Origin of the sequence: Bacillus sp. FSL K6-3149, assembly GCF_038630515.1 — a bacterium.
GTDB lineage: Bacteria > Bacillota > Bacilli > Bacillales > Bacillaceae > Bacillus > Bacillus pumilus.
Map to the genome: position 1 here is coordinate 3,242,536 of NZ_CP152034.1, position 24,566 is coordinate 3,267,101.

The window sequence follows — 24,566 nt, forward strand, 5'->3', positions numbered from 1 at the left end:
TCCTCAGCGGTTCAGATCATGCTAATGAATCCCGCAAAACAGCCGTTTCAGCATTTTTACTGCAAGAAATCTCCATCAGGTCAAACAAAAAAAGCCCCTTTATATAAAGGGACTTTCTCGTTTATCTGTTATATGGCCGTTTCATCGTTCTGTGCGGCTTTTTCGCGCGCGGCTCTCCAAATACTTCTCCAAGGATCATCCCCTGAACAATTGTATCTTGATTGAGCTTCTCAATGATCTTTGGCTTCACTTCGGCAGAAGCAGCCTTTGGCCTTGTCAGTTCTCTTTCAAGCGATTGGAATTCTCTATTCAGCTCGCTTTTTCTTTCTTCCATTTCGGCAAGTGTAGCGGTATAGCGGTCCTGTAAGGATTGAGATGTTTTTTTCTTCATCCCGCCATGATCATGTACATCGCCGAAATCGTCCATCTGATCCGTCACGACTGGATCTGGACTTGTTTGTTTTGTTTGCTTTTGGGGCATCTGCTTACGCTGAGGAGCGGGCTTGTTTTGCTGATTCTTTTGTTCGTTCTCCTCTTGTTTGCCGATTTTCCCAAAGACAGCAGAGATGATACCGATGATAATCGCAATTAGTAGCGGATTTTCAAATAGAATGTCCAATGGGCTCCCTCCTTAAAGCGTGAGAGGATGCTTATTTGTTTTCATTATCAGATGGACCTTTAGTCATTTTACCAAATGAATCTCTCATATCCGTATCAGCATCGATATTCTTAATATTCATGTAGTCCATGACTCCAATATTACCTTCACGTAATGCTTCAGCCATTGCAAGTGGTACTTCAGCCTCTGCTTCTACAACTTTCGCGCGCATTTCTTCAACTCTTGCACGCATTTCTTGCTCCTGGGCAACAGCCATCGCGCGGCGTTCTTCCGCTTTTGCCTGTGCAATGTTTTTGTCTGCTTCTGCTTGGTCTGTTTGCAGAATCGCCCCGATGTTCTTACCGATATCAACATCTGCGATATCAATCGAGAGGATTTCAAACGCAGTACCTGAATCTAATCCTTTACCAAGAACTGTTTGTGAAATCATATCAGGGTTCTCAAGAACCTTTTTATGATTATCTGATGAACCGATTGTAGAGACAATCCCTTCACCTACACGAGCAATAATCGTTTCTTCCCCTGCACCACCAACAAGTCGGTCGATGTTTGCACGAACTGTAATACGTGCTTTTGCTTTCACTTCAATCCCGTCCATCGCCACACCAGAGATAAATGGTGTTTCAATGACTTTAGGGTTTACACTCATTTGAACTGCTTCAAGTACGTCACGGCCTGCTAGGTCGATCGCTGCACAGCGTGCAAAGTTCAATTCGATATTCGCGCGTTGAGCTGCGATTAATGCGTTCACAACTCGGTCCACGTTACCACCTGCAAGATAGTGGCTCTCTAACTGGTTAATCGTCGCATCAAGACCTGCTTTATGTGCTTTAATAAGCGGGTTGACCACTCGGTTTGGAATAACGCGGCGAAGTCTCATTCCTACAAGTGTAAAAATGCTTACCTTTACGCCAGCCGCTAGGGCAGAAATCCACAGCATCACCGGTACAAAGGTGAAGAAGATCGATAGAACGATCAGACCTGCTGCGATAATCACAAATAATAGTAAAGTAGATGGATCCATTTTATTCCTCCTATAAAATCAGTTATCTATACTTTCCTCACGACAATGCGTGAGCCTTCCGCTTTCACAATTTTTACTTGTTCATCCTTATCGATGAATGCACCTTCTGACACAACATCAATGCGCTCATCTCCAAATACTATTGTACCTGACGGACGAAGTGCGGTTGCTGTCACCGCGATTTGCCCAACAAGATCTTCTCTTGTTTCATTTGAGACATAACCGCTTTCCTTATTGGTTGAATCGGTTAAAATGAACTTTTTGAAAAATTTCATACGTTTCCCCAACACCTTTGTCAATAAAATAACTGCTACGATTGAAACAGCAGTGGCAATCAAGATGGAAATCGCCATTTCTGTAAAGCTTCCAGCTGCTAAAAACAAGCTGACAACCACACAGATCAGTCCAATGACACCTACGATTCCCCCCGGCAAAAACAATTCCAGAATCATGAGCAATATCCCTGCTATAAACAGGAACAACGTCTCATATCCTGCAAAACCAGCCACGAGATGACCATAAAAGAATAAAAGAAGCGCTGTCACTCCCATGGTGCCTGGAATCCCAAAGCCAGGAGAATAGAGCTCAACAATTAACCCTAAGCTTGCGATGGATAAAAGGATTGGAATGACGATTGGGTGCGTGAGAAAGCGCGCAACCTTTTCAGCAAAGCTCACTTCATCGTATTGAACAGAAGCATCGGCTAAATTCAGCTTTTGAAGCAAGTCATCCATATTTTTCGCTTCCCCTTCTGCATAACCGAATTGAAGCGCACGGTCTGTGTTGAAGGTGAGCAATTCTCCTTTTGGTGCACCAGCTTCTTTTGCGTCTATATCTACATCTGCCATTGCAAGTGCATACTTTGGATCACGCCCCTGCTTTTCGGCAGCATCACTCATTTCAGCAAGCCATAGCGATTCAGATTTTTGATCGGCAGCATTGCCTTCTCCATCAATGATCGCCGCAGCCCCCATCTTTCCATTTGGGGTCATATAGATTTGATCGGCATTTAGTGCAAGGAATGCCCCAGCTGAAAGCGCTCTATGATTCACAAACGCTGTCACAGGGATATCAGACGCACGAATGGCATCTGCGATCTCTAGCGCAGCATCGACTGCACCACCTGGTGTATTGATGTCTAGAATGATATGTTTTGCTCGTTCGGACTTTGCCTGCTCAAATGATCGTTCAATAAATTGAGAAAGTCCTTTTTCTACTGTATCTTCAATAGGGATAACATGAACTTTCTGATCTACTGATTTCGCGGTCAATTGAACCCCTAATAATAAGCATATTATAAAACAACTGAAGAGAGCAATAGAAATTTTTATTTTTTTCATCTATTTGGTGATCCCTCCTCTCTATCTTCCATTTTACTGTTCCTTTACATACGTTACAAATGTATCATAGGTTTCATTTTTATATGACAGAATGATGAAGGTATAAAAAAAGTACCCTTCTAACAATAGAAGGATACTTTTTTATTGAGACAGCTGTTCGCTGACAAGTCTGTTAATGACAGCTCCATCAGCTTTACCTTTTACTTTTGGCATAATAGCGCTCATGACTTTACCCATATCAGTCTTCGATGAAGCACCTGTTTCAGCAATCGTTTCTTTCACGATCGTTTGCAGTTCTTCTTCAGAAAGCTGTTCAGGTAAATAAACGTCTAAGATGTCAATCTCTTTTTGAACTTTATCTACTAAATCTAAGCGATTAGCTTTCGAAAATTCATGGAGGGAGTCTTTACGTTGCTTAATCTCGCGGGAAAGGACGGTTAGTTCCTCATCGCCGGTCAAACTGTCTTTCTTAAGCTTAATTGCTTCATTTTGGAGCGAAGCCTTAACCATCCGAATGACAACAAGCTTGTCTTTCTCACGGTTTTTCATAAAAAGCTTCATATCAGAATTTAATTGCTCAAGAAGACTCATAAAATCCACCCTCTTTAGAATTTACGTTTTCTAGCAGCTTCAGACTTTTTCTTGCGCTTTACGCTAGGCTTTTCATAAAATTCACGCTTTCTTGCTTCTTGCAATGTTCCAGTTTTGGATACACTGCGTTTAAAGCGACGAAGAGCATCTTCAAGCGATTCGTTTTTTCTAACGACCGTTTTTGACATTCTCTTTCCCTCCCTCCGAATACACCAATCGACTGCATTAAAAAAAGATATACATGCAAAACATGTACCTAGACATTATAATATAAGCCTAGTGTGAGGTCAACTAAGTGATTTGGAAATATATTTTCGTCATGAGCAGGTAGACAAGTCCATATATTCATTGGTAAGAGGAGGACTTTTCTATGATGGCGATCATTTATTTTTGTGCACTTATTTTCATTTTTTTATGGTCAATGGGTTTGCTGAGAAAAGGATTAATGGCGCTTGCGTCGTCTCGTATTGAGAAATCACTTCTTCTCTTTACAGATCATCCGGTAAAAGCATTCTTAGTCAGCATCGTATTTACAGGGATTCTTCAAAGCAGTTCAGCGTTTATGGTCATCGTGATTGGCTTTGTCAGTACAGGTATTCTCTCTTTTAAAAAATCCATTCCAATGATTCTTGGTACCAATATTGGCTCTACGTTTACAACAGAATTTATCGCCATTAAAATGGATGTTTTCATGTGGGTTTTAATCCTAGCTGGTCTGATATGCATGATGTTAGGCAAAAAATCTTTTAGGCATGCAGGAAAAAGTATATTTGGACTCGGGATGATCTTTTTTTGTATTCAAGGCTTTTCTAAAATTGCAGGTATGATGACAAGTCAGCCTGAGACATTGCGCTTTCTCGAAATGATGCAGCATTCTGACTGGACGGCGCTGCTTTCGGGTACTATCTTCACAGCGATTGTTCATTCAAGCTCCGTCTGTATCGGCATTTTAATGGGGTTTATGAATGAAGGAACGGTTGGGCTTCAGGAAGGCATCAGCTTTGTGTTAGGGTCCAATATTGGGACATGTATTACAGCCGTAATGGCTGCCATATCTGGCGGCTATGCAGCACGTCAAACGGCTTATGCACACGTTTTGTTTAATGTGCTCGGAGTGCTTTTATGTCTCCCATTTCTCGCCATGATGACAGAATTCGTCGCCCTTCTTGCAAACGCTCCCGCACAGCAAATTGCGCACTTCAGCCTGCTGTTTAATGTGGCAAGCTCTTTGCTTTTCTTCCCGTTCATCCGTCCATTTCACACATTGATTTTATGCCTTTTACCGAATCAATCAAAATAAAACACCGGCTTGCCCTTTTGGCACCGGTGTTTTATTGATTATGAGGTCATTCTCACTTTGTCTGTTTGTACTTCATCGCTTATACGAACGAATTGTCCTTCGTTATAAGGATAACCCGCTTTCGTAATTTTCACTTTGACCAAACGGCCGATCATGTCCTCTGTTCCTTCAAAAACAACCTTCATATAGTTATCTGTATAGCCCACATAAAGATTGTGCTTTCCTTCTTGTTCTTTGAAGGATTCTTCCGGAATAATCTCTAGGACATCTCCTTCATAAGCTGATGCGTATTCTTTCGCAAGCTGATCAGAAAGAGCGATCAAGCGGTGGACACGTTCGTTTTTCACATTTTCATCCACTTGATCTTCCATTCTTGCAGCTGGCGTACCTGTACGTTTGCTGTAAGGGAATACGTGCAGTTCAGAGAATTGATGGTCTTTGACAAAGTTGTATGTTTCCAAAAACTCTTCTTCTGTTTCTCCAGGGAATCCTACAATCACATCAGAGGTGACAGCAAGACCTGGCAATGCTTTTTTCAGCTTTGTTAAACGCTCTGCAAAGAATTCCATCGTATATTTACGGCGCATTCTTTTCAGCACTGTATTAGAGCCAGATTGAAGCGGGATGTGAAGGTGTCTGACAATCTTATCTGACTGATCAAGCACTTCTATCACTTCATCTGTAATTTGACTTGCTTCGATAGATGAAATACGAATTCGTTTTAAGCCGTTGACACGTTCATCTAATTCTTTCAGAAGCTTTGCAAAGTTATAATCCTTTAAGTCTTCTCCGTATCCACCTGTGTGAATACCTGTTAATACAATTTCTTTATAGCCGGCATCCACAAGCTGCTGCGCTTGGTTGATGACCTCTTCTGGATCACGAGAACGAAGAAGTCCGCGAGCCCAAGGAATAATGCAGAATGTACAGAAATTGTTACAGCCTTCTTGGATTTTTAATGACGCACGTGTTCTGTCTGTAAAAGCAGGAACATCGAGTTCTTCAAACACACGTGCTTTCATAATATTGCCAACCCCATTAATCGGCTGTCTTTCTCTGCGATATTCTTCAATGTAACCGAGTAATTTATGTCTGTCTTGTGTTCCCACGACAATATCAACACCAGGAATCGCCATGATTTCTGCTGGAGATGTTTGCGCATAACAGCCTGTTACACAAATGACACCATCCGGGTTATGACGAATGGCTCTTCTAATGACTTGGCGGCTTTTTTTATCGCCAGTATTCGTGACCGTACATGTATTAATGACATATACGTCTGCTTTTGATTCGTACTCTTTTCTTTCATAGCCTGCTTCTTTAAACAGCTGCCAGATCGCTTCTGTTTCATAGTGATTGACCTTACAGCCAAGTGTATGGAACGCTACTGTTCCCATCATGATTCACCTCTTAATAACTCTGTTTGATAAGATATAGCAGAAAGCGCGTAAAGAGGAGCTGTTTCTGTTCTTAAAATGCGTGGTCCAAGCCCGCAAATGACTGCACCAAGCGTTTCAAGCGCTTCAATCTCCTTTTCTGCTAAACCGCCTTCAGGGCCAAAAACCACTAGCAAGGTTTGTCCGCCTTTCATCTGTTGGAGCACAGTTTGAAAGCGGCTTTGCTCTCCTTCTTTCGATGATTCTTCGTATGCAACGACACATTTATCGAATTCACCAGCTAATTGAGTCAGCTCTTTAAATGTTGATACTGGATCAACACGAGGAATGATATTCCGGTAGGACTGTTCAGCTGCTTCTTTCGCGATTTTCTCCCAGCGCTCTCGTTTTTTATGTGACTTCTTTTGGTCAATTTTTGTAATAGAACGAGCCGCTTGAAACGGGATAAATGCGCTTGCGCCAAGCTCTGTGCCTTTTTGGATAATCAGCTCAAGCTTATCTCCCTTTGGGAGACCGCTCGCAATTGTTACTCTTACCGGAAGCTCTCTGTCCTGATTTGTCCAGCCTTCAACGTGACAAATGACTTCTTCCTTTGTTATTGTATCAATTTTACTGAGCGCTTCAAAGCCGTCTGTCGTTAAGCAAAGGATTTCCTGCCCTGCTTTCATGCGCATGACGTTGGAAAGGTGATGTACATCTTCACCATTGATGACGATAGATCCCTTTGCGATCACTTCTTCTTTCGTGAGGTCGATAAAATATCGTTGCATACGTGTCCTGACACCTACTCGCTTTATTTTTTCGCTATAATGCTGACCCAATCTTCCATTGACAGCACTTCAACAATGTCAAAACCTGCTTCTTCTAATGCTGTTTTGACTTGTAATTTCTTTTGTCCAATGATGCCTGATGTAATGAAATAGCCATCTTTCTTCAATAAGTCATAGGCTTGATCTGTAAAGCGCAAAATCACTTCTGCGAGAATGTTGGCGACGATCACATCACGTTCGCCTGAAATCCCATCAAGTAAGTTGTTTTGCTTGACCGTCACTTGTTCGCTTACACCATTTAGTTCGATGTTTTGCTTTGCACTTTCAACCGCAACGGTGTCGAGATCAAAGGCTTGAATGTCCTTTGCACCAACCATCGCTGCTGCCACACTTAAAATCCCAGAGCCTGTTCCAACATCAATCACCGTATCGTTTTCCTTCACATAGCGCTCAAGCGCCTGAATACAAAGAACGGTTGTTGGATGTGTCCCTGTTCCAAATGCCATTCCTGGGTCCATTTCAATAATCAGTTCATCAGAATGAACCGGAGTATATTCTTCCCATGTTGGAACGATGGTGAATTTTTCAGAGATTTTCACAGGATGATAGTATTTTTTCCATGCGGTGGCCCATTCTTCTTCATTTACTTCACAAATGGACAGCGTATTTCGTCCAAGGTCAATATCGTATAGAAGAAGATTGTTGATGGCTTCTTTGATCTCATCTACCGTTTCCATTAAAAAGCTGTTCATTGGAAGATAGGCTTTGACGATGACCCCTTCTTCAGGATAGTCATTCGGATCGAGCTGGTAGATCTCACCGTATACATTTTCACGTTCCTTGACTAAATCAAGCGGGTCCTCAATCACGACACCACTCGCACCTGCTTCATGCAAAATATTGGTGATTGGTTCCACCGCTTCATTTGTTGTATGGACGCTAATTTCTGACCACTTCAATACTACCAACTCCTTATCCGTCTTACTCGCCTTTAAATGCGCGTTTTACCTTATCGAAGAAGCTCATTTCTTGTTCGTCCGGTTTATTTCCGCTCACTTCAGCAAATTTTCTAATGATATCTTTTTGATTGTCCGTTAAATTTGTTGGTGTGACGACTCGTACAACGATATGTTGATCGCCTTGGCCATAGCCGCGTACATTTTTCACACCTTTTCCTTTGAGTCTAAACTTCGTGCCAGTTTGCGTGCCAGCAGGAACTTTTAATTTCACTTTACCGTGTAATGTCGGCACTTCAATTTCGTCACCTAATGCAGCCTGTGCAAAGGTTAACGGCATTTCGCAGTAAATGTCATCCCCGTCACGCTCGAAGAATTCATGCGAACGCACATGGAACACAACAAATAGATCGCCTGAAGGTCCTCCATTTACACCTGGTTCCCCTTGACCAGACACTCTGAGCTGCTGACCATCGTCAACACCAGCTGGGATCGTCACATTGATTTTCTTACGCTTACGCACTTTACCAGAGCCGCCGCATGTAGAACATTTGTGATCGATTTGTTTTCCTGTTCCGCTACAGTAGTTACATACTCTGCGGTTGACCACTTTACCAAACGGAGTTGACTGCTCAACATTTAATTGACCAGAGCCGCCGCAATGTGAACAAGTCTTCGCTTCTGTCCCAGGCTTTGCCCCTGATCCATGACATGTTTCACATGATTCCTCGCGAGGGATTTCAATCGTTGCTTCTTTCCCAAATGCTGCTTCTTCAAATGAAAGCGTCATTGTATATTGCAAGTCTGCTCCTTGACGCGGTGCATTTGGATCTCTTCTTCTGGCTCCACCGCCAAAAATACTAGAGAAGATGTCATCAAAGCCGCCGAAGCCGCCAAAGTCTCCTCCCCCGCCAAAACCGCCGCCGCCAAAGCCTTGGTTTGGATCGGTATGACCGAACTGATCATACTGCGAACGTTTTTGATCGTCAGAAAGGGTTTCATAGGCTTCTTTTACTTCTTTGAATTTCTCATCTGAGCCAGCTTCTTTATTAATATCAGGGTGATACTTTTTTGAAAGCTTGCGGTATGCCTTTTTGATCTCGTCTTTTGAGGCGCTCTTACTCACGCCAAGCACTTCATAGTAATCACGCTTACTCATCTCTTCACACTCCCGATTTTCTCACATAAGTACGATTGTATCATTTTGATTTGACCTTTTTCAATTGCTTTCATCGTTGGAAAGAAAAAAAGTCAAAGCCAAGAGATCCTGACTTTGACTTTCTGACGAGTACGTTTCAGCAGTCTTTTTCAAAAGTAAAGGTGATTATTTTTTCTCTTGATCGTCGTTTACTTCTTCGTATTCTGCATCCACTACATTGTCATCTGCTTTTTGAGCACCTTCAGCGCCTTCTTGCTGAGCTTGTGCTTGTTTTGCAGCTTCTTCATAGAGCTTTGTCGTTAGTTCTTGAACGATTGTTTGCAGCTCATCTTTTTTCGCTTTGATGTCTTCAAGCTCGCCTTTTTCGATCGCAGCTTTTAGTGCATCTTTCGCATCGTTTGCTTTTTTCACTTGCTCTTCATCGATTTTGCCTTCTAGATCTTTTAATGTTTTTTCTGTTGTAAACACTAATTGATCTGCTTCATTGCGCACTTCGATTTCTTCTTTTTTCTTCGCATCTGCTTCAGCATTTTCTTCTGCTTCTTTGACCATTTTTTCGATCTCATCATCAGAAAGACCTGAAGAAGATTTGATGGTGATGTTTTGCTCTTTGCCTGTACCCATATCTTTCGCACGTACGTTGACAATACCGTTTTTATCGATATCAAAAGATACTTCGATTTGTGGTACGCCGCGTGGTGCTGGCGGAATGTCAGTCAATTGGAAACGACCTAATGTTTTGTTGTCTGCTGCCATTGGGCGCTCACCTTGCAGAACATGGATGTCTACCGCTGTTTGGTTGTCAGCAGCCGTTGAGAATACTTGAGATTTACTTGTTGGAATTGTTGTATTACGTTCAATCAGCTTTGTGAATACGCCGCCCATTGTTTCAATTCCTAAAGAAAGTGGTGTTACATCAAGAAGAACAACGTCTTTGACATCTCCTGTGATGACTCCACCTTGAATCGCCGCACCAAGAGCAACCACTTCATCAGGGTTTACACCTTTATGAGGCTCTTTGCCTGTTTCTTTTTTGATTGCTTCTTGAACTGCAGGAATACGAGTTGATCCACCAACAAGGATGACTTTATCAATCTCGCTAGCAGATAAACCAGCATCTTTCAATGATTGACGTACAGGTGTCATTGTACGCTCTACAAGATCTGCAGAAAGCTCTTCGAATTTAGCACGTGTTAGCGTTAATTCAAGGTGAAGAGGACCTGCATCTCCAGCTGTGATAAATGGCAGTGAGATTTGTGTAGAAGATACACCAGAAAGATCTTTTTTCGCTTTTTCAGCAGCATCTTTTAAACGCTGAAGCGCCATTTTATCTTTTGAAAGGTCAATGCCATTTTCTTTTTTGAATTCAGCTACTAAGTGATCAATGATCACTTGGTCAAAATCGTCTCCACCTAGACGGTTGTCCCCAGCAGTTGAGCGTACTTCAAAGACGCCGTCTCCAAGCTCAAGGACTGATACGTCAAATGTACCGCCGCCAAGGTCGTATACAAGGATCGTTTGATCTTCATCTGTTTTATCTAAACCATAAGCAAGCGCAGCTGCTGTTGGTTCGTTGATGATACGTTCTACTTCAAGACCAGCAATTTTACCAGCATCTTTTGTAGCTTGACGTTCTGCATCGTTGAAGTAAGCAGGAACTGTGATAACAGCTTTTGTTACTTCTTCGCCAAGGTAGCCTTCAGCGTAAGATTTAAGGTGTTGAAGAATGATTGCAGAGATTTCCTGCGGTGTATAGTTCTTGCCTTCAACTTCTACTTTATAGTCTGTACCCATATGTCTTTTAACAGACATGATTGTGTTCGGGTTTGTAATTGATTGGCGTTTCGCTACTTCACCAACTTGGCGCTCTCCATTTTTAAAAGCGACAACAGATGGTGTTGTACGTGCTCCTTCAGCGTTTGCAATGACTTTTGGCTCTCCGCCTTCAAGTACTGCAACACATGAGTTTGTTGTTCCTAAGTCAATCCCAATGATTTTACTCATAATCGATGACCTCCCATTATGTAGTTATTGATTTACTTTTACCATTGATGGACGAATAACTCGGTCTTTGAGTTTATAGCCCTTTTGCAATTCTTCTACTACGATATTTGAATCAAAGTTTTCATCTTCAACTTGCATGACGGCTTGATGAAGGTTTGGATCGAACTCTTTGCCGACAGCTTCAATTGGTTCAACGCCTTCATTTTTCAACGCTTCTACCAGCTGGCGGTAAACCATTTGCATTCCTTCTAACAAACTTTTCGCCTGCTCATTGTCTGGATCAATTCCAAGGGCTCTTTCAAAGTTGTCAAGAGCTGGGAGAAGATCGCTGACAACATGTTGAGAACGATATTTTTGCACGGTCTCCACTTCAGTTCGAGCACGGCGTTTATAGTTTTCAAAATCTGCTTGAACACGCAGAATCTTGTTTTCTTTTTCATCTAGAAGCTGCTTCAATTCATCGATTTTCTCTTGGAAGGCAGACTGTTCATCATGCTTTGCTTCCTCAGTATCTGCTTGAACTGCTTCTTCTTGTGCTTCAACCTCTGCTTCTTGCTCAGGTGTCTGTTTTTCTTCTGACATTGTGTTCACCTCCCTCAAAAGATTCAAGAATACGAAGGGGCAGTGCCCCTATCTTTTTATCACCCTACTCATCATACAAATTGGAAAGTGCGTTTGACAAGTCTTTTGATACATGATGCAAAAGACTAACGACTCGCCCGTAATCCATGCGGGTTGGTCCGATGACGGCAATGGAGCCAAGTGATTTTTGATCAATCGAATAAGTCGCTGTGATCAAACTACAGTTCTCCATTGCTTCCAAATTGTTTTCTGAACCGATTTTAATGGTGATACCTTGCTGATTTGGATGAAACAGCTGCATGACATCATTCTTTTGCTCAATCAGCATCATGAGTGAGCGAATGCGGTCGATGTCATGAAATTCAGGCTGATTCAACATATTAATCTTCCCGCCAAAGAAAAGTTTTGATTCATTTTGTGTCGATGTAAATGTGTTGCCAAGCGCATCTAAAATGTGATCATAATCTTTTAAATGTGTGCGCAGAAGCATGACTACTTCTTTATACATCCTGTCCTTCAACTGGTCCATTGGAACGCCAGCTAAGCGGCTATTCAAAATATTCATCAGCTTCTCAATATCGGAGACATCGAGATGCTCAGAGAAGGTAATGGTTTTGTTTTCAACATGTCCGCTGTCTGTAATCATGATTGCTACGGCTTTATTTGGCTGAACGGGGACAAGCTGAATTTGCTTTAATCGATTTTCACTCAGCTTTGGACCAAGCACGATCGATGTATAGTTTGTGAGATCTGATAAAATTTCCGCCGATTTTTGAACTGTTTTTTCCAGCTCAAAAATTTTCTCCTGAAAAGCCGACTGGATAAGCACAAGATCTTTAGACGACAGTTTTCGCGGAGAGAGCAAATGATCTACATAATAACGATATCCTTTTTCTGAAGGAATTCTTCCTGATGAAGAATGGGTCTTTTCGATAAAACCAAGTTCCTCCAAATCAGCCATTTCGTTTCTAATCGTCGCAGAGCTGAATGTGATGTCCTCTTTTTTAGAAAGAGTCCTTGATCCAACTGGCTGCGCCGAACGAATAAAGTCATTAATGATGACTTGCAGAATCAAAAGCTGACGATTTGTTAACATCATCATCACCCCTGTTAGCACTCTCTTTCAACGAGTGCTAATTGTATAAACAAAATTACCAAACTCAAATTAAAATGTCAATTATAACTCACCGAGAAACGCTTGAAATACTTCATTTCCTAACAATTTCCCTTTTCTTGTTAAACGAATTCCAATGTCATCTTTTACAATGAGACCTTTTTCTTCTAATTCTTCAAGAACTGAGGGAAAAAGAGCTTCTGGTGAAGCACCATATTTGGCTTGGAAGTCGGCACTTTTCACCCCTTCGATTTTTCGAAGGCCTAAAAACATTTCTTCTTCTATCTGCTCTGCTTTTGTGACTTGATGAGTTTCTTTATACGGGAACCCAGTTTGCTCAATCAGTTCCAAGTAATGCTTCACTGGTCCTGCGTTCACATTTCGGATGCCATCTACATACCCGTGTGCCCCTGCACCGAAACCGAAGTAGTCTTCATTGCTCCAATAGGTCAGGTTATGCTGGCTTTCAAAGCCCGGTTTGGCGTAATTGCTGATTTCGTATTGATGTAATCCATGGCGCTCCATTTCATCCATCACAAGTTCATACATTTCAGCCTCACGTTCTTGCGGCGGTAAATGCAGTTTTCCTTTTTGCATTAAGTTGTAAAACACCGTTTTCGGTTCCACAATCAGTGAGTAGACAGAATAATGCTCTGCTCCTAATGAGAAAGCTGTCTCAAGTGAATTCATAACATGATGCTTTTCTTGATGCGGCAAGCCAAACATGAGGTCAAGGCTAATATTGTCAAATCCAACCGCTCTAGCTCTCTCAAAGGACGTGAGAACATCTTTCTTTTGATGAACTCGTCCGATTTTTTTGAGCAAATCATCTTCAAAGGTTTGGACGCCAAAGCTTAACCGATTGACACCGGCTTCTTTTAACACATGCAGCTTCTCGAGTGATAATTCATCTGGGTTTGCTTCAACTGCAAATTCAACCAGGTTTTTTGACGGTTTTAACACACGGTGGATGCTGGTCATGAGCTGGTCTAGCTGGCTGACGGTCAATGATGTCGGAGTCCCCCCGCCAATAAAGATCGTCTTGAGTTCTTGCTCACCCTTTTGCTCGATCGTGTGCTGCATCTCTTTTTCAAGAGCCGCTAAGTATTCATCGACTGGCTGCGTTTTAATGAAAAATTTATTGAAATCACAATAGTGGCAAATGTGCTCACAAAATGGAATGTGAATGTATGCTGCTTTCATTTGATGACACCTTCTTTACAGGTAAAGAGCCGCAGTTTATCGCTGCGGCACCTTTGTTTGTTTTCGACTATAAACGCCAAGGCTGACATTGTAAAGCAGGTTGCCTTGAGGAGGATGTTATTTTTTCGGTGTGCTGTCGTCCATCTTCAGCACAGCCATAAATGCTTCTTGCGGGACTTCAACAGAGCCCACTTGTTTCATGCGCTTTTTCCCTTCTTTTTGCTTCTCAAGAAGCTTTCTTTTCCGGGAAATGTCTCCACCATAACATTTAGCAAGTACGTTTTTACGCATCGCTTTAATGGTAGAACGAGCCACAATTTTTTGTCCAATCGCCGCTTGAACTGGTACTTCAAAATGCTGGCGTGGAATGAGTTCTTTCAGCTTTTCTACGATGATCTTGCCTCGTTCATAGGCGTAATCGCGGTGAACAATAAAGGAAAGGGCATCGATTTTTTCGCCATTCAGCATGATGTCCATTTTCACTAGAGTAGATGGGCGATAGCCAATCAGCTCATAGTCAAAGGACGCATAGCCTTTTGTGTTGGACTTGAGCATATCAAAGAATTCATACACGATCTCCGCCAAAGGAATTTCGTACACAATGCTCACTCGGTTTGCATCAAGGTATTGCATATCAATGAAATGTCCGCGCTTTCCTTGGCAAAGCTCCATGACAGAGCCTACATAGTCATTCGGCACCATCATTGTTGCTTTCACGTATGGTTCTTCAATTTTCTCAATCTTTTGCGGATCAGGCAGATTTGACGGGTTATCGACGATGATTTTTTCTCCGTCTGTCATATACACATCGTAAATAACACTTGGTGCTGTCGTAATGAGATCGATTTTAAATTCACGCTCAATCCGTTCTTGGATGATTTCCATATGAAGCATTCCAAGAAAGCCGCAGCGGAAACCGAAGCCAAGTGCTTGGGACGTCTCTGCCTCATATTGAAGTGAAGAATCATTTAATTCAAGCTTTTCTAGTGCTTCACGTAAATCGTTATATTTCGCTGTATCAATCGGATAAAGACCGCAGTAAACCATTGGGTTCAGCTTTCTGTATCCTGGCAGTGCTTCTTTCGCTGGATTTACCGCACTTGTGATCGTATCCCCCACACGTGTATCGCCGACATTTTTAATTGCTGCTGTTAAGTAGCCAACATCTCCAACAGTGAGTTCATCTGTCGGCATGGCTTTTGGTGTGAATACGCCGACTTCAAGTACTTCAAATTCTTTGCCCGTCGCCATCATTTTGATTTTCTGACCTGGTTTGACGGTTCCTTCCACAATTCGTATGTACGCAATAACGCCGCGATACGCATCGTAGAGAGAATCAAATATAAGAGCTTGAAGCGGTGCTTCTGGGTCTCCAGCAGGTGCTGGCACCTTTTCGACGATTTGTTCTAAAATATCTTCGATCCCAATACCAGCCTTAGCAGAGGTGAGAACAGCTTCAGACGCATCCAACCCGATGACATCTTCAATTTCTCCTCTTACACGCTCAGGCTCTGCACTTGGCAGATCGATTTTATTGATAATCGGAAGAATTTCTAAGTTGTTATCAAGAGCTAAATAAACATTCGCAAGTGTCTGTGCTTCAATTCCTTGTGCTGCATCTACTACGAGAATCGCACCTTCACAGGCAGCAAGGCTTCGAGATACCTCATAGGTGAAGTCGACATGCCCTGGTGTATCAATCAGGTGCATAATATATTCTTCTCCATCCTTCGCCTTATATTTCAGCTGGACAGAGTTTAATTTAATCGTTATGCCGCGTTCACGCTCTAAGTCCATGGAATCAAGTAATTGTTCTTTCATTTCTCGCTGCGTAATCGCCGCTGTTTTTTCTAAAATACGGTCGGCCAATGTGGATTTCCCGTGGTCAATATGGGCGATAATGGAGAAATTTCGAATTCTTGATTGCCGTTCTAATCGTTTTTCTTTATCTGTCACAATCTATCACTCCTACTATAAAACGCGGGTTGCGCTAGGTTAGATTATATCAATAGGGCTGTAAAGATTCAATCGAAATCAAGAAAAGCCGCTCATTGATTAGCGGCTTTAGTCATAAGGTGTAGATTTATTTATTTCCCATTTACCCAATCATAAAGAGAACGAGCTGCATGTGTCATGCCATCAGACAACACCTTTCCTGCTTTGGAGAAAGCATTAAAGCTCTCTATTTCCTCAAGCTGCTTTTGTTTTTCGGCAAGATCCTTTTCTGTAACAGCCGTTCCTAAGATAGAGGCTTCTCGTTCTTCTTCGTCGTTCATTTGGATGGAGAAAGCGCCTTTTAATTGCGGGTCATGGTAACCCTTCATTTGCAGCATGCCATTATTTGCCTGCTGCATTCCTAAAAAGACGCCAAATAGCAAGACCAGTCCTAAAATAATGGTTTTTCCCATAAATGATCCCATGCACCGTCACCACCTTAAGAGCGTTTTTTCTCATCCTTTGCTTTGCCGTTTACTTTTTCCGCATCCCAGAAAATGTCGCTGAAGACATCAGCTGCTGCATTGGATGCATTTTTCAATTCTTCCATATTATTATCCACTCCGCCAAATTCTAAAAGAAGGGCTTTGTCGGATAAATCTTGATTATAAATTCCATTATCACCAATTTCGCCTTTGGCAAACACACCGACACTGAGTCCTTTATATTTTTTCTCCATCAAATGGTGGAACTCCGTCGCAAGCTTGAGGTTTTTCTCATAGCTTTGATTCTTCTTTCCCACAACAAACGCAATTCTCGCATATTTTTTCCCTTTGATCTCGGCAGTAGTGTCTTTCTTTCTTCTTGAGTCACGGTGGATATCGATTAAATATTCGAGATCATCATTTTTCGCTAAGGCTTCTTTTACGACCAGTCTTGATTCATTATAAGACTGGGGATACTTTAGTCCTTTTTGCAGAAGCCGTTTTTCAACTTCTGTTTTGTCGACCGTATTCCCGATTCCTTGCTGATCAAGCGCCTTTCCGAACATGTCACCGACAAGGGTGACATTCACTTTTGAGTGCCGTGCATTGTTTGGATTCGTTTCTCCTTTTAAAAATGGTAAATATGATTCCGTATTATGTGTATGGTAAATGTACACAGCTTTTCGTTTTCCTGTCGACCGGTCCGGCTCTTTCGCAGGCTTTTTCGGCACATCTTTGTCGAGCTTGTCCAGCTCTGCTAAATTTGCTTCTTTTTCATCTTGAATGACTTCACTTGGCGGCGGCGATTCCATTGGCATGTTGGTATAGTCTGTTCCTTCACCTGCTAAGATGATTTTTGTATCAAAATGTTCAAAGCCTGGAAGTTCTCTACCTAGAAAACTACGCGGGTCTTCTAAATTGATACTGGTCGCAAGCTTGAGTGACAGTCCAGAGAAATGAAACCCTTTTTGATCTTTCGGGACGGCTGAGGCGAAATATTGGTTTTCCATGCCCATTAATGTGGCGAAAAACGCCCCGGAAAGCTCATCTGCTACACCATATAGGGAGGCTTGTGGCCTCAGCTCAGGTTTTAAAGATGTCAACGCCCCTGACATCACAAACACTACAACAAGCGAGGCTATAAATAAGAAAATGCTTTTGACTACTTTTGTTCCATTAATCGCAACGACCAACTGTCGAGGACGGCGGGGTCTTTTTTTCATGATTTACTCCCTCCAGCACGCTTTCTAGTAATTACACTATGAGCGAGCTAGAGAAAGTAGAACCGATTAATGATTATAAGAACCCATGTTATCTTGAGAGATTTTTTGATGAAGCGCTGTGTTTAATCCATTGGCGAGCACGTTTGCCATATCATCAATGAATGTATCCACTTCCTTAGGCGTGACCATGAGATTTTGCCCTAGCGGCGCAAGCACTTCATGGATCAGCTGCCGTTTCTCTTCTTCTGGAAGAGTTCCTACGATACCTAAGAATGATTGACGCGTTTCTTCATCTGGTAAGTCTTCTTCGTTTAGAACTTTTTTCTTCCCAAACGTCAAACCAGCCGGCACAAGAGAGCGGGACGGCCTGTCATCTTTCAGTTCTCTACCAAAATGCTTTAAGACATAATCAATTGTGTCACTTGCAATGGTGACTGCATCTACCACTGTCGGAACGCCAATCGCAATCACTGGAATTCCCAACGTTTCTTTGCTTAATTCTTTTCGCTTATTCCCTACACCTGAACCGGGATGGATACCTGTATCAGAGATTTGAATCGTCGTATTCACCCGTTCCACTGCACGAGCAGCAAGGGCATCGATTGCAATGACAAAATCGGGTTTGGACCTCTCGATCACGCCTTGTATAATGTCGCTTGTTTCAATACCAGTCAGTCCCATCACTCCCGGTGATAAAGAGGACACTGGGCGGTAGCCTTCCTGTACATTTTCCGGCTGTAATTCAAAGAGATGCCGAGTCACAAGCAGACTTTCAACCGTGAGCGGACCTAGCGCATCTGGCGTGACATTCCAGTTTCCTAGTCCTACTACAAGACAGCTCGCATCAGTCTGAATGCCTCGATCTTTTAAAAACTGAGCAAAATGATGGGCAAAGACTTCGACAACTTTTTCCTGCATCTCAGAATCTTTCTCCCGAATGCCCTGCGCCTCAAGTGTCAAGTATGTTCCTGCCTTTTTGCTGGTCAGCGCCTCCCCTTCTTTCGTAATCTCCACCGTGCGTATACGGATGCCATGCTCCTCTTTTTCCTTTTCGACAATCCCTTGAATTCCATCCTTTTTGACAACATTCGGATCGTTCTCTTGTTCTAGTATCTCTTTTGTTTCAACAGCCAAGTCTGTCCGAATTTGATAAGCACTTAAATCAAGTTTCTGTTTCTCCATAAAAAGACTCCTTCCACCAAGTAATTAACAGTAGTCTTTCCATCTCTTGAAAGAAACATTCGAGCGCTTCATCAATGAAAAATACTTTACATTTATATTGCATTCTAAAGGTGTGTTTGATAGAATACAACTTGTTCTATTGTGAAGATTTAACCTTAAGACAATTGTGTTTAGGTTGTATCTTAGGAGGTGAAACACATGCCAAATATTAAATCAGCGATCAAACGTACAAAAACGAATAACGAACGCCGTGCACACAACGTGACAATCAAGTCTGCGATGCGTACTGCGATTAAACAAGTTGAAGTTTCTGTAGCTAACAACGATGCTGAGCAAGCAAAAGCTGCTCTTTCTTCTGCTGCAAAACGCATTGACAAAGCCGTTAAAACTGGTCTTGTACACAAAAACGCAGCTGCGCGTTACAAGTCAAGACTTGCTAAACAAGTAAACGGACTTTCTGCATAATGCTTGCAACGCCTCAGTAATGAGGCACTGTTTAACTGTACGTCCGTCCTGACCGGCTCAGCCATTAGGACAGACTGACAATTATACATCTAAACAAAAACGACCCTCTTTTTAGAAGGTCGTTTTTTTATGTTCAAGCGCCTAATAGGCGAAGCAGAAACAATTCTAGCAATAGCTGCTTGTCCTTTTTACCGGTTTTCATTTCATAATCGATCGTTGATAGCTCTTTGACAATCTGCTTCAGCTCTTCTTCTGAAAACAGCCTTGCCTGATCCATAGCAAGTTTCACGCGGAATGGGTGGACTTTTAGATTTGAAGCAATTTGTTTTTGCCCATATCCTTGCTGAGCGAAATACTTCGTCTGTAAAATCAAACGAAATTGAGTGGATATAAGTGCTAATATTTTAATGGGTTCCTCATTTTGTTTCAGCAAATCATAAAACATCTGCATGGCCTGAGAGCGGCGTCTGTTGACAATTTGGTTAATTAATTCGAAAATATTCTGCTCTAAGCTTCTTGCAACGAGCTGATTGACATCCGCTAATTCAATTTCGTCTCGCTCTCCAATATATGTACTCAGCTTCCTGACCTCTTGAAACAATGAGGATAGGCTTCCGCCGCACAGCATCACAAGCTGCTCAGCCGCTTCAGATGTCATCGCCTTTCCTTCTGTTTTCACCAGCGTAATGGTGAAATCCGTTGTTTCTTTTGGGTTTAACTCTTTTGCCTCAACCATAGCCGCTTTCTTTTTTAGCAATTTGGTGATTTTCTTCCGTTCATCCAGCTTTTCATATGGTGCCAATAAGACGAGAATGGTATAAGGCGCCGGCTTTTCTAAATAAGCTTCTAACAGAGAAAGCTCATGCTCAATCTTCTCTTTTTTCTTTTCCGCTGTAAGAAAATAAGGGTTCTTGATCACAACGAGACGCCTTTCTCCCATGAACGGAAAGGTTTCTGCATCTGTCACAGCCTGTTCAAGCGGCACCTCTTCCATATCAAAGACGGAGAAATTAAAATCCTTTGTCTCTTCTTCTACTACAGCTTGTCTTAATTTAGCTGCTGTTTCTTGCAGTAAATACGTTTCTTTTCCATATAAGCAATAAACGGGATGGATATCCCCTCTTTTTAAATTGTTCCAAACCTCAAAGACCATAAATTGAATCCCTCTCTTTCACTTCCTCCTCTATCCTAAAGTGTGCGAAGACATTAGTAAAGAGGAAGCTGAAAGTACCGCCTCCTCATTTATAGTAAACGTCTGGTACAAGCTCCCGGGTCAGCTTGCTTCAGACGATATTCATAAAATGATCATGAAAAAGGAAAACGGTTACTTTACCTTCTAGCAATTCCAAATGAGTTCAAGTATACTAAAATTAGCCAGGAGGGATGAAAATGAATGAATTTGAAAAAAATGTTCAAAGCAAGCGGAATGATGTGACCGACTCAGCCGTTGGTTTTATCGTCACATTCGGATTTTTCGCCTCAATGTTTATTTTGGCAACCATTATACACCTCGTTGGATCTTAACTTCATGATTGCTACATGACTGCCGTTTTGGCAGTTTTTTTATTGTTTTTGTAAGATATCATATGGAGGATGCGTGTAAAACGTTCCTTCCTTCTCAAGAAATCCATAGGTCACACTTCCGTCTTGATCTGTGCGGTACACCTTCGTTTGATGATCCTTTAGTTTTTTCAAGACTTCCTGATGAGGATGCTGATAACGATTGCGTTCACCAGCCGAAATGAGTGCGTGCGACGGCTCCAGATGCCGAAGCCACTCATCACTTGTTGACCCTTTGCTCCCATGATGCCCAACCTTTAAGACATCTGCTTGCAGGTGAGGATAGGCTTCTATAATATCTCGTTCCCCTTCATGTTCAAGATCTCCAGTGAACAGAAACCGTTTCCCGCCAAGATTAAAAGTTAGAACAAGTGAATCATTGTTCTTACTTGTCACCCGGTCTTGCGAAGGGTGAAGAACCTCAAATATGTGCTCTCCAACTTGGAGCTGATCTCCTCTTTCTAATTCATCAATCATAATCCCTTTTTCAGCTGCTTCTTTTAGCAGCTTTGCATCTTCTGGACTTCGGGCAAAACCTTTTGGTATGGCTAGCCGCTTTACTTTATTTCGTTTGATTAAACGAACTGCTTCTCCCATGTGGTCTTGATCTGCATGCGTGAGAATCAGCACATCAAGTTTTGCTATACCTTTAGAATGCAAAAACGGGATTAGTGTTTGTTCACCGATCGTAGACACTTTACGTCTTTTTTTCCATGGTTCATCATCAAAAGAAAGTCTGCCACCTGTGTCCACAAGTAGATGTCCCTTTCGGTAAGGGAGCTGAATAAACAAACTATCCCCTTGTCCGACATCTAGCATCGTGACCTCCCCTTTTTGGAGAAAATTCGGGGTGAAATAGTGTGCACTCAAGACACCGATGAGTAATATAATCGGCACGGCATAGGATTTCACGGACATTTTGCACTCCATCACAAACAGCAAAAAAACAATGGCGCTCACTTCAAGCAGAATATGCCACCAAGTCGATTTCATAAAAATCAAGTTGAACCCATCAAAAACTGCCATATGTGCTGACAACTGATGACTTAGCTGGATGACCGAATCAAGCAACTGGAACAACACTTGTCCAAGCGGAAGATAAATGATAGACAAAAGAAAAAAGAGTAAGGATAGAGGCAGGACAACTGTTGTATAAAAAGGGACAAATATCATATTCAATGGGATGCTCAGCAAAGAAAATTGCTGAAAATGATATAAAAGAACAGGAAGCGAGGCAAGCTGTGCAACAAATGAGACAAGGAACAACTGCATCACGGCGCTTTTCGCTTGCGATAAGATTCTGGTCGATAACAAAATAAAAAACGTAACCACGAATGAAAGCTGAAATCCGATCTCGAATAGATATAGAGGATGAATCGCTAATAAGAATAAAAACGTTGCGCTTAATACGACAGCAGAAGGCTGTTTCATTTCTTTTGGCAGGCTTGTCATCACTAAATAGATTCCTGCCATAAGGCAAGCTCTTAAAACTGATGGTGCAGCACCTGTCAAACAAGCATAAACAGGAAGAAAGCATAATAGAAGAAGACGCGCTGTCTCTCTTGTCACACCGGCACGAAGCAGACACCAAAATAAACAGGCAAGAAGCGTTTGCACATGCAGTCCTGAGATCGCTAACAGATGAATAATACCGAGCATTTGATAGTCTCTTAGCGTATCAGGATCAATCAAATCACGGTCTCCAAAAATAAGAGCCTGTACAATACCTACAGAGTTTTTCGGCACATGATCTTCTAAGAATTTTAAGCCCTTTTGCCTCATCTTTTGAAGATAATAGGAAGGACGATCATTTTTTGTACAGCCTTTGATTGACTGCGGTAAGAAAATAGCGCGAATGCCTTTTGATTGTAGAAATTGATCGTATTGAAACCCGTTAGGAATGGTTGCGTGTTTAGGCGGTTGAACATCACCTGTCATATGACAGCTCATACCTGGCTCTACGTCTTTTAACGTCTCTTTTTCACGCTCTGTTTGAATGGTATAGAAAGCGGCTAGCCGGTCATCTTCTGTTGACACAGTTGCCGAAAAACGATTGCCATCTATTTTCGGAATCGTTTCAATCACAACAGAGCCGGAAAAGAATTTTTCTTGAACAGGTTGATCCGTTTCAAAAAACTCATGAACCATAAAAATAAGAGTATAGACGGCTCCACATAGGCTGATCATGAGAAAGAGTTTGGGGATTTTTTTCAGTAGGCTGAGAAGGAAGATGATGAGAAGAAAGAGAAGGAAGTACATATGAAGATGATATGCAGCCAGAGCAATTCCAACAGCTGCTGAAATTGCCCCAAACGGCAAATAATTAAACATAGGAAGTAAATAATTGATTCGCCTTCTCATGCATATTGCGAATTTCTGATTCACTAAGTCCTGATTCACTTAGTTTGCCAATTAGATCTGCAACAAAGGCTAATTTTTCTTGATTTTTTAAGTCGATGATCATTTCATCGAGTTCAACTTGTTCCGTTTGAACACCTGCCTGCTCAAATAAATCAATGGCATATGGGTGATTTTTATAATCCTTTGCATAGTAAACGGTTCGAATACCTGCTTGAATAATGGCTTTACAGCACTGCAAACAAGGAAAATGTGTGACATATATTTCAGCATCGGCTGTAGGTGCACCAAATTTGGCACATTGTAAAATAGCGTTCATTTCCGCATGGATGGTGCGAACGCAGTGATGATCAATGACATAGCATCCCACATCTGCACAATGGACATCACCAGCAATTGAGCCATTATATCCCCCTGCAATGATACGCTTGTCTCTGACGATGGTCGCCCCAACAGCTAACCGCTCACAGGTGCTTCGCAGAGCAAGCAAATGGCTTTGCGCCATAAAATATTGATTCCATGAAATTCTTTCCACGAGCTGATCCCTCCAGAATGATGGTTGGTATTAAGTGTACATGCCTTCCTTCTATACCGTCAATTCTACTTAACGGTCAATTCATTTTTCAGCCGTTCAATGGTCTTCTCCCCAAAACCTGAAATGTTCCGCAAATCTTCAATTTGTTGAAATTCTCCGTGCTCCTCTCTGTACGTAATGATAGCTTCTGCTTTAGCTGGCCCTATTCCATTAATGGTTTGCAATTCCGCTGCATCAGCCTGATTCACATTGACACCTTGACTCTTTTCATTAGCCGATGGAGCGTCTGCACCTGCTGTTTGTGCCTCTCTCTCTGCTTCTCCCTGCTTCCGGACATAAATCATCATACTGTCTTCTAATTTTGCTGCTTGATTAATTTCAATCGTGTCTGCTTTACTAGTAAAACCTCCTGCTCTTCGAATGGCTTCTTCTACCCGTGCATCAGATTGAAACGTATAAACACCTGGCTTTTTTACAGCCCCTTTGATCTCCACAAAAATGGAGGATGATTCATTATCGGTCTTTTCTTGTTTGTTTTCTAATGTGACTTGTTTGTCTTGATCGCCCTTCAATACACTTGGCTCTCTAGAGCTCTCCTTATTTCCTGCCAAAAGGAAGAAAGTGATGATGATCGCGCCCATGAGCCCAGCTCCGATATAAAGACTGTATTTTTTCAATGGAATGAGTCGCTTCACGTGCTCACGCTTCTTTCAATCATATTTTTCTATTGCTCAACATACTGTTTAGAAGATAACAGATCCTAT

General features: G+C 42.0%; 24 protein-coding genes. 3 read left to right on the forward strand and 21 right to left on the reverse strand.

Features of this window, described 5'->3' with window-relative positions:
- Positions 1-121: 121 nt before the first annotated feature.
- From MHB83_RS16500 to rpsU, 5 genes are all read right to left on the reverse strand, one after another.
- Positions 122-619: a hypothetical protein gene (locus tag MHB83_RS16500; RefSeq protein WP_003217339.1), complete on the reverse strand. Its 498-nt coding sequence runs from the start codon at positions 617-619 to the stop codon at positions 122-124.
- 31 nt (positions 620-650) lie between these two features.
- On the reverse strand, positions 651-1,643 hold the full coding sequence (gene floA, locus MHB83_RS16505; protein ID WP_003217317.1) for a flotillin-like protein FloA: 993 nt from the start codon (positions 1,641-1,643) through the stop codon (positions 651-653).
- 26 nt (positions 1,644-1,669) lie between these two features.
- Positions 1,670-2,983 carry a nodulation protein NfeD gene (locus MHB83_RS16510; protein ID WP_050943742.1) on the reverse strand — a complete coding sequence of 438 codons (1,314 nt, stop codon included), beginning with the start codon at positions 2,981-2,983 and terminating at the stop codon, positions 1,670-1,672.
- A gap of 141 nt (positions 2,984-3,124) precedes the next feature.
- Positions 3,125-3,574 carry a GatB/YqeY domain-containing protein gene (locus MHB83_RS16515; RefSeq protein WP_003217508.1) on the reverse strand — a complete coding sequence of 150 codons (450 nt, stop codon included), beginning with the start codon at positions 3,572-3,574 and terminating at the stop codon, positions 3,125-3,127.
- Between the two features lie 14 nt (positions 3,575-3,588).
- Positions 3,589-3,762, reverse strand: a complete 174-nt coding sequence (gene rpsU, locus MHB83_RS16520) for a 30S ribosomal protein S21 (RefSeq protein ID WP_003152957.1) — start codon at positions 3,760-3,762, stop codon at positions 3,589-3,591.
- A gap of 182 nt (positions 3,763-3,944) precedes the next feature.
- On the opposite strand from rpsU, the gene MHB83_RS16525 reads away from it, so the two are divergent.
- On the forward strand, positions 3,945-4,874 hold the full coding sequence (locus MHB83_RS16525; protein WP_003217427.1) for a Na/Pi symporter: 930 nt from the start codon (positions 3,945-3,947) through the stop codon (positions 4,872-4,874).
- A gap of 38 nt (positions 4,875-4,912) precedes the next feature.
- Here the strand turns inward: MHB83_RS16525 and mtaB are convergent, their stop codons facing one another.
- The 12 genes from mtaB to gpr form a co-directional block, all read right to left on the reverse strand.
- Positions 4,913-6,271 (reverse strand): tRNA (N(6)-L-threonylcarbamoyladenosine(37)-C(2))-methylthiotransferase MtaB, encoded by a 1,359-nt coding sequence (mtaB, locus tag MHB83_RS16530; protein ID WP_050943741.1) that lies wholly within the window; start codon positions 6,269-6,271, stop codon positions 4,913-4,915.
- Entirely contained in the window at positions 6,271-7,041 is a 771-nt protein-coding gene (locus tag MHB83_RS16535; protein WP_339160184.1) for a 16S rRNA (uracil(1498)-N(3))-methyltransferase, read from the reverse strand. Before MHB83_RS16535 ends, mtaB begins: the two co-directional genes overlap by 1 nt.
- Before the next feature lie 23 nt (positions 7,042-7,064).
- On the reverse strand, positions 7,065-8,000 hold the full coding sequence (gene prmA, locus MHB83_RS16540) for a 50S ribosomal protein L11 methyltransferase (RefSeq protein ID WP_003217481.1): 936 nt from the start codon (positions 7,998-8,000) through the stop codon (positions 7,065-7,067).
- 22 nt (positions 8,001-8,022) lie between these two features.
- Positions 8,023-9,156, reverse strand: a complete 1,134-nt coding sequence (gene dnaJ / locus MHB83_RS16545) for a molecular chaperone DnaJ (protein ID WP_310024491.1) — start codon at positions 9,154-9,156, stop codon at positions 8,023-8,025.
- 165 nt (positions 9,157-9,321) lie between these two features.
- Positions 9,322-11,160 (reverse strand): molecular chaperone DnaK, encoded by a 1,839-nt coding sequence (dnaK, locus tag MHB83_RS16550; protein ID WP_003217444.1) that lies wholly within the window; start codon positions 11,158-11,160, stop codon positions 9,322-9,324.
- 24 nt (positions 11,161-11,184) lie between these two features.
- Positions 11,185-11,742 carry a nucleotide exchange factor GrpE gene (gene grpE, locus MHB83_RS16555; RefSeq protein WP_335365376.1) on the reverse strand — a complete coding sequence of 186 codons (558 nt, stop codon included), beginning with the start codon at positions 11,740-11,742 and terminating at the stop codon, positions 11,185-11,187.
- A 64-nt stretch (positions 11,743-11,806) separates the two neighbouring features.
- Positions 11,807-12,838 (reverse strand): heat-inducible transcriptional repressor HrcA, encoded by a 1,032-nt coding sequence (gene hrcA, locus MHB83_RS16560; RefSeq protein WP_050943737.1) that lies wholly within the window; start codon positions 12,836-12,838, stop codon positions 11,807-11,809.
- Positions 12,839-12,919: 81 nt separating this feature from the next.
- Positions 12,920-14,059 carry a radical SAM family heme chaperone HemW gene (gene hemW, locus MHB83_RS16565; RefSeq protein WP_003217319.1) on the reverse strand — a complete coding sequence of 380 codons (1,140 nt, stop codon included), beginning with the start codon at positions 14,057-14,059 and terminating at the stop codon, positions 12,920-12,922.
- A gap of 117 nt (positions 14,060-14,176) precedes the next feature.
- Complete coding sequence (gene lepA, locus MHB83_RS16570) at positions 14,177-16,015, reverse strand: translation elongation factor 4 (RefSeq protein WP_050943735.1); 1,839 nt, start codon at positions 16,013-16,015, stop codon at positions 14,177-14,179.
- Between the two features lie 131 nt (positions 16,016-16,146).
- Positions 16,147-16,479 carry a YqxA family protein gene (locus MHB83_RS16575; protein ID WP_050943734.1) on the reverse strand — a complete coding sequence of 111 codons (333 nt, stop codon included), beginning with the start codon at positions 16,477-16,479 and terminating at the stop codon, positions 16,147-16,149.
- Between the two features lie 14 nt (positions 16,480-16,493).
- Positions 16,494-17,702 carry a stage II sporulation protein P gene (locus MHB83_RS16580; RefSeq protein WP_003217396.1) on the reverse strand — a complete coding sequence of 403 codons (1,209 nt, stop codon included), beginning with the start codon at positions 17,700-17,702 and terminating at the stop codon, positions 16,494-16,496.
- A gap of 66 nt (positions 17,703-17,768) precedes the next feature.
- A complete protein-coding gene (gene gpr / locus MHB83_RS16585; protein WP_003217353.1) occupies positions 17,769-18,884 on the reverse strand; it encodes a GPR endopeptidase in 1,116 nt (371 codons plus the stop codon).
- Between the two features lie 198 nt (positions 18,885-19,082).
- On the opposite strand from gpr, the gene rpsT reads away from it, so the two are divergent.
- A complete protein-coding gene (gene rpsT / locus MHB83_RS16590; RefSeq protein WP_003217506.1) occupies positions 19,083-19,349 on the forward strand; it encodes a 30S ribosomal protein S20 in 267 nt (88 codons plus the stop codon).
- A 133-nt stretch (positions 19,350-19,482) separates the two neighbouring features.
- On the opposite strand, the gene holA is transcribed toward rpsT, so the two are convergent.
- Positions 19,483-20,502, reverse strand: coding sequence for a DNA polymerase III subunit delta (gene holA, locus MHB83_RS16595; protein WP_310024479.1), 1,020 nt, complete (start codon positions 20,500-20,502; stop codon positions 19,483-19,485).
- 236 nt (positions 20,503-20,738) lie between these two features.
- Here holA and MHB83_RS16600 point away from each other — a divergent pair, with 236 nt between their 5' ends.
- Positions 20,739-20,873, forward strand: a complete 135-nt coding sequence (locus MHB83_RS16600) for a YqzM family protein (RefSeq protein WP_012010638.1) — start codon at positions 20,739-20,741, stop codon at positions 20,871-20,873.
- A 39-nt stretch (positions 20,874-20,912) separates the two neighbouring features.
- On the opposite strand, the gene MHB83_RS16605 is transcribed toward MHB83_RS16600, so the two are convergent.
- The 3 genes from MHB83_RS16605 to MHB83_RS16615 form a co-directional block, all read right to left on the reverse strand.
- Positions 20,913-23,240, reverse strand: coding sequence for a DNA internalization-related competence protein ComEC/Rec2 (locus MHB83_RS16605; RefSeq protein ID WP_342496848.1), 2,328 nt, complete (start codon positions 23,238-23,240; stop codon positions 20,913-20,915).
- Positions 23,233-23,802, reverse strand: a complete 570-nt coding sequence (locus MHB83_RS16610; protein ID WP_003217422.1) for a ComE operon protein 2 — start codon at positions 23,800-23,802, stop codon at positions 23,233-23,235. Before MHB83_RS16610 ends, MHB83_RS16605 begins: the two co-directional genes overlap by 8 nt.
- Before the next feature lie 65 nt (positions 23,803-23,867).
- Positions 23,868-24,497, reverse strand: coding sequence for a helix-hairpin-helix domain-containing protein (locus tag MHB83_RS16615; RefSeq protein WP_342496481.1), 630 nt, complete (start codon positions 24,495-24,497; stop codon positions 23,868-23,870).
- Between the last annotated feature and the right edge of the window lie 69 nt (positions 24,498-24,566).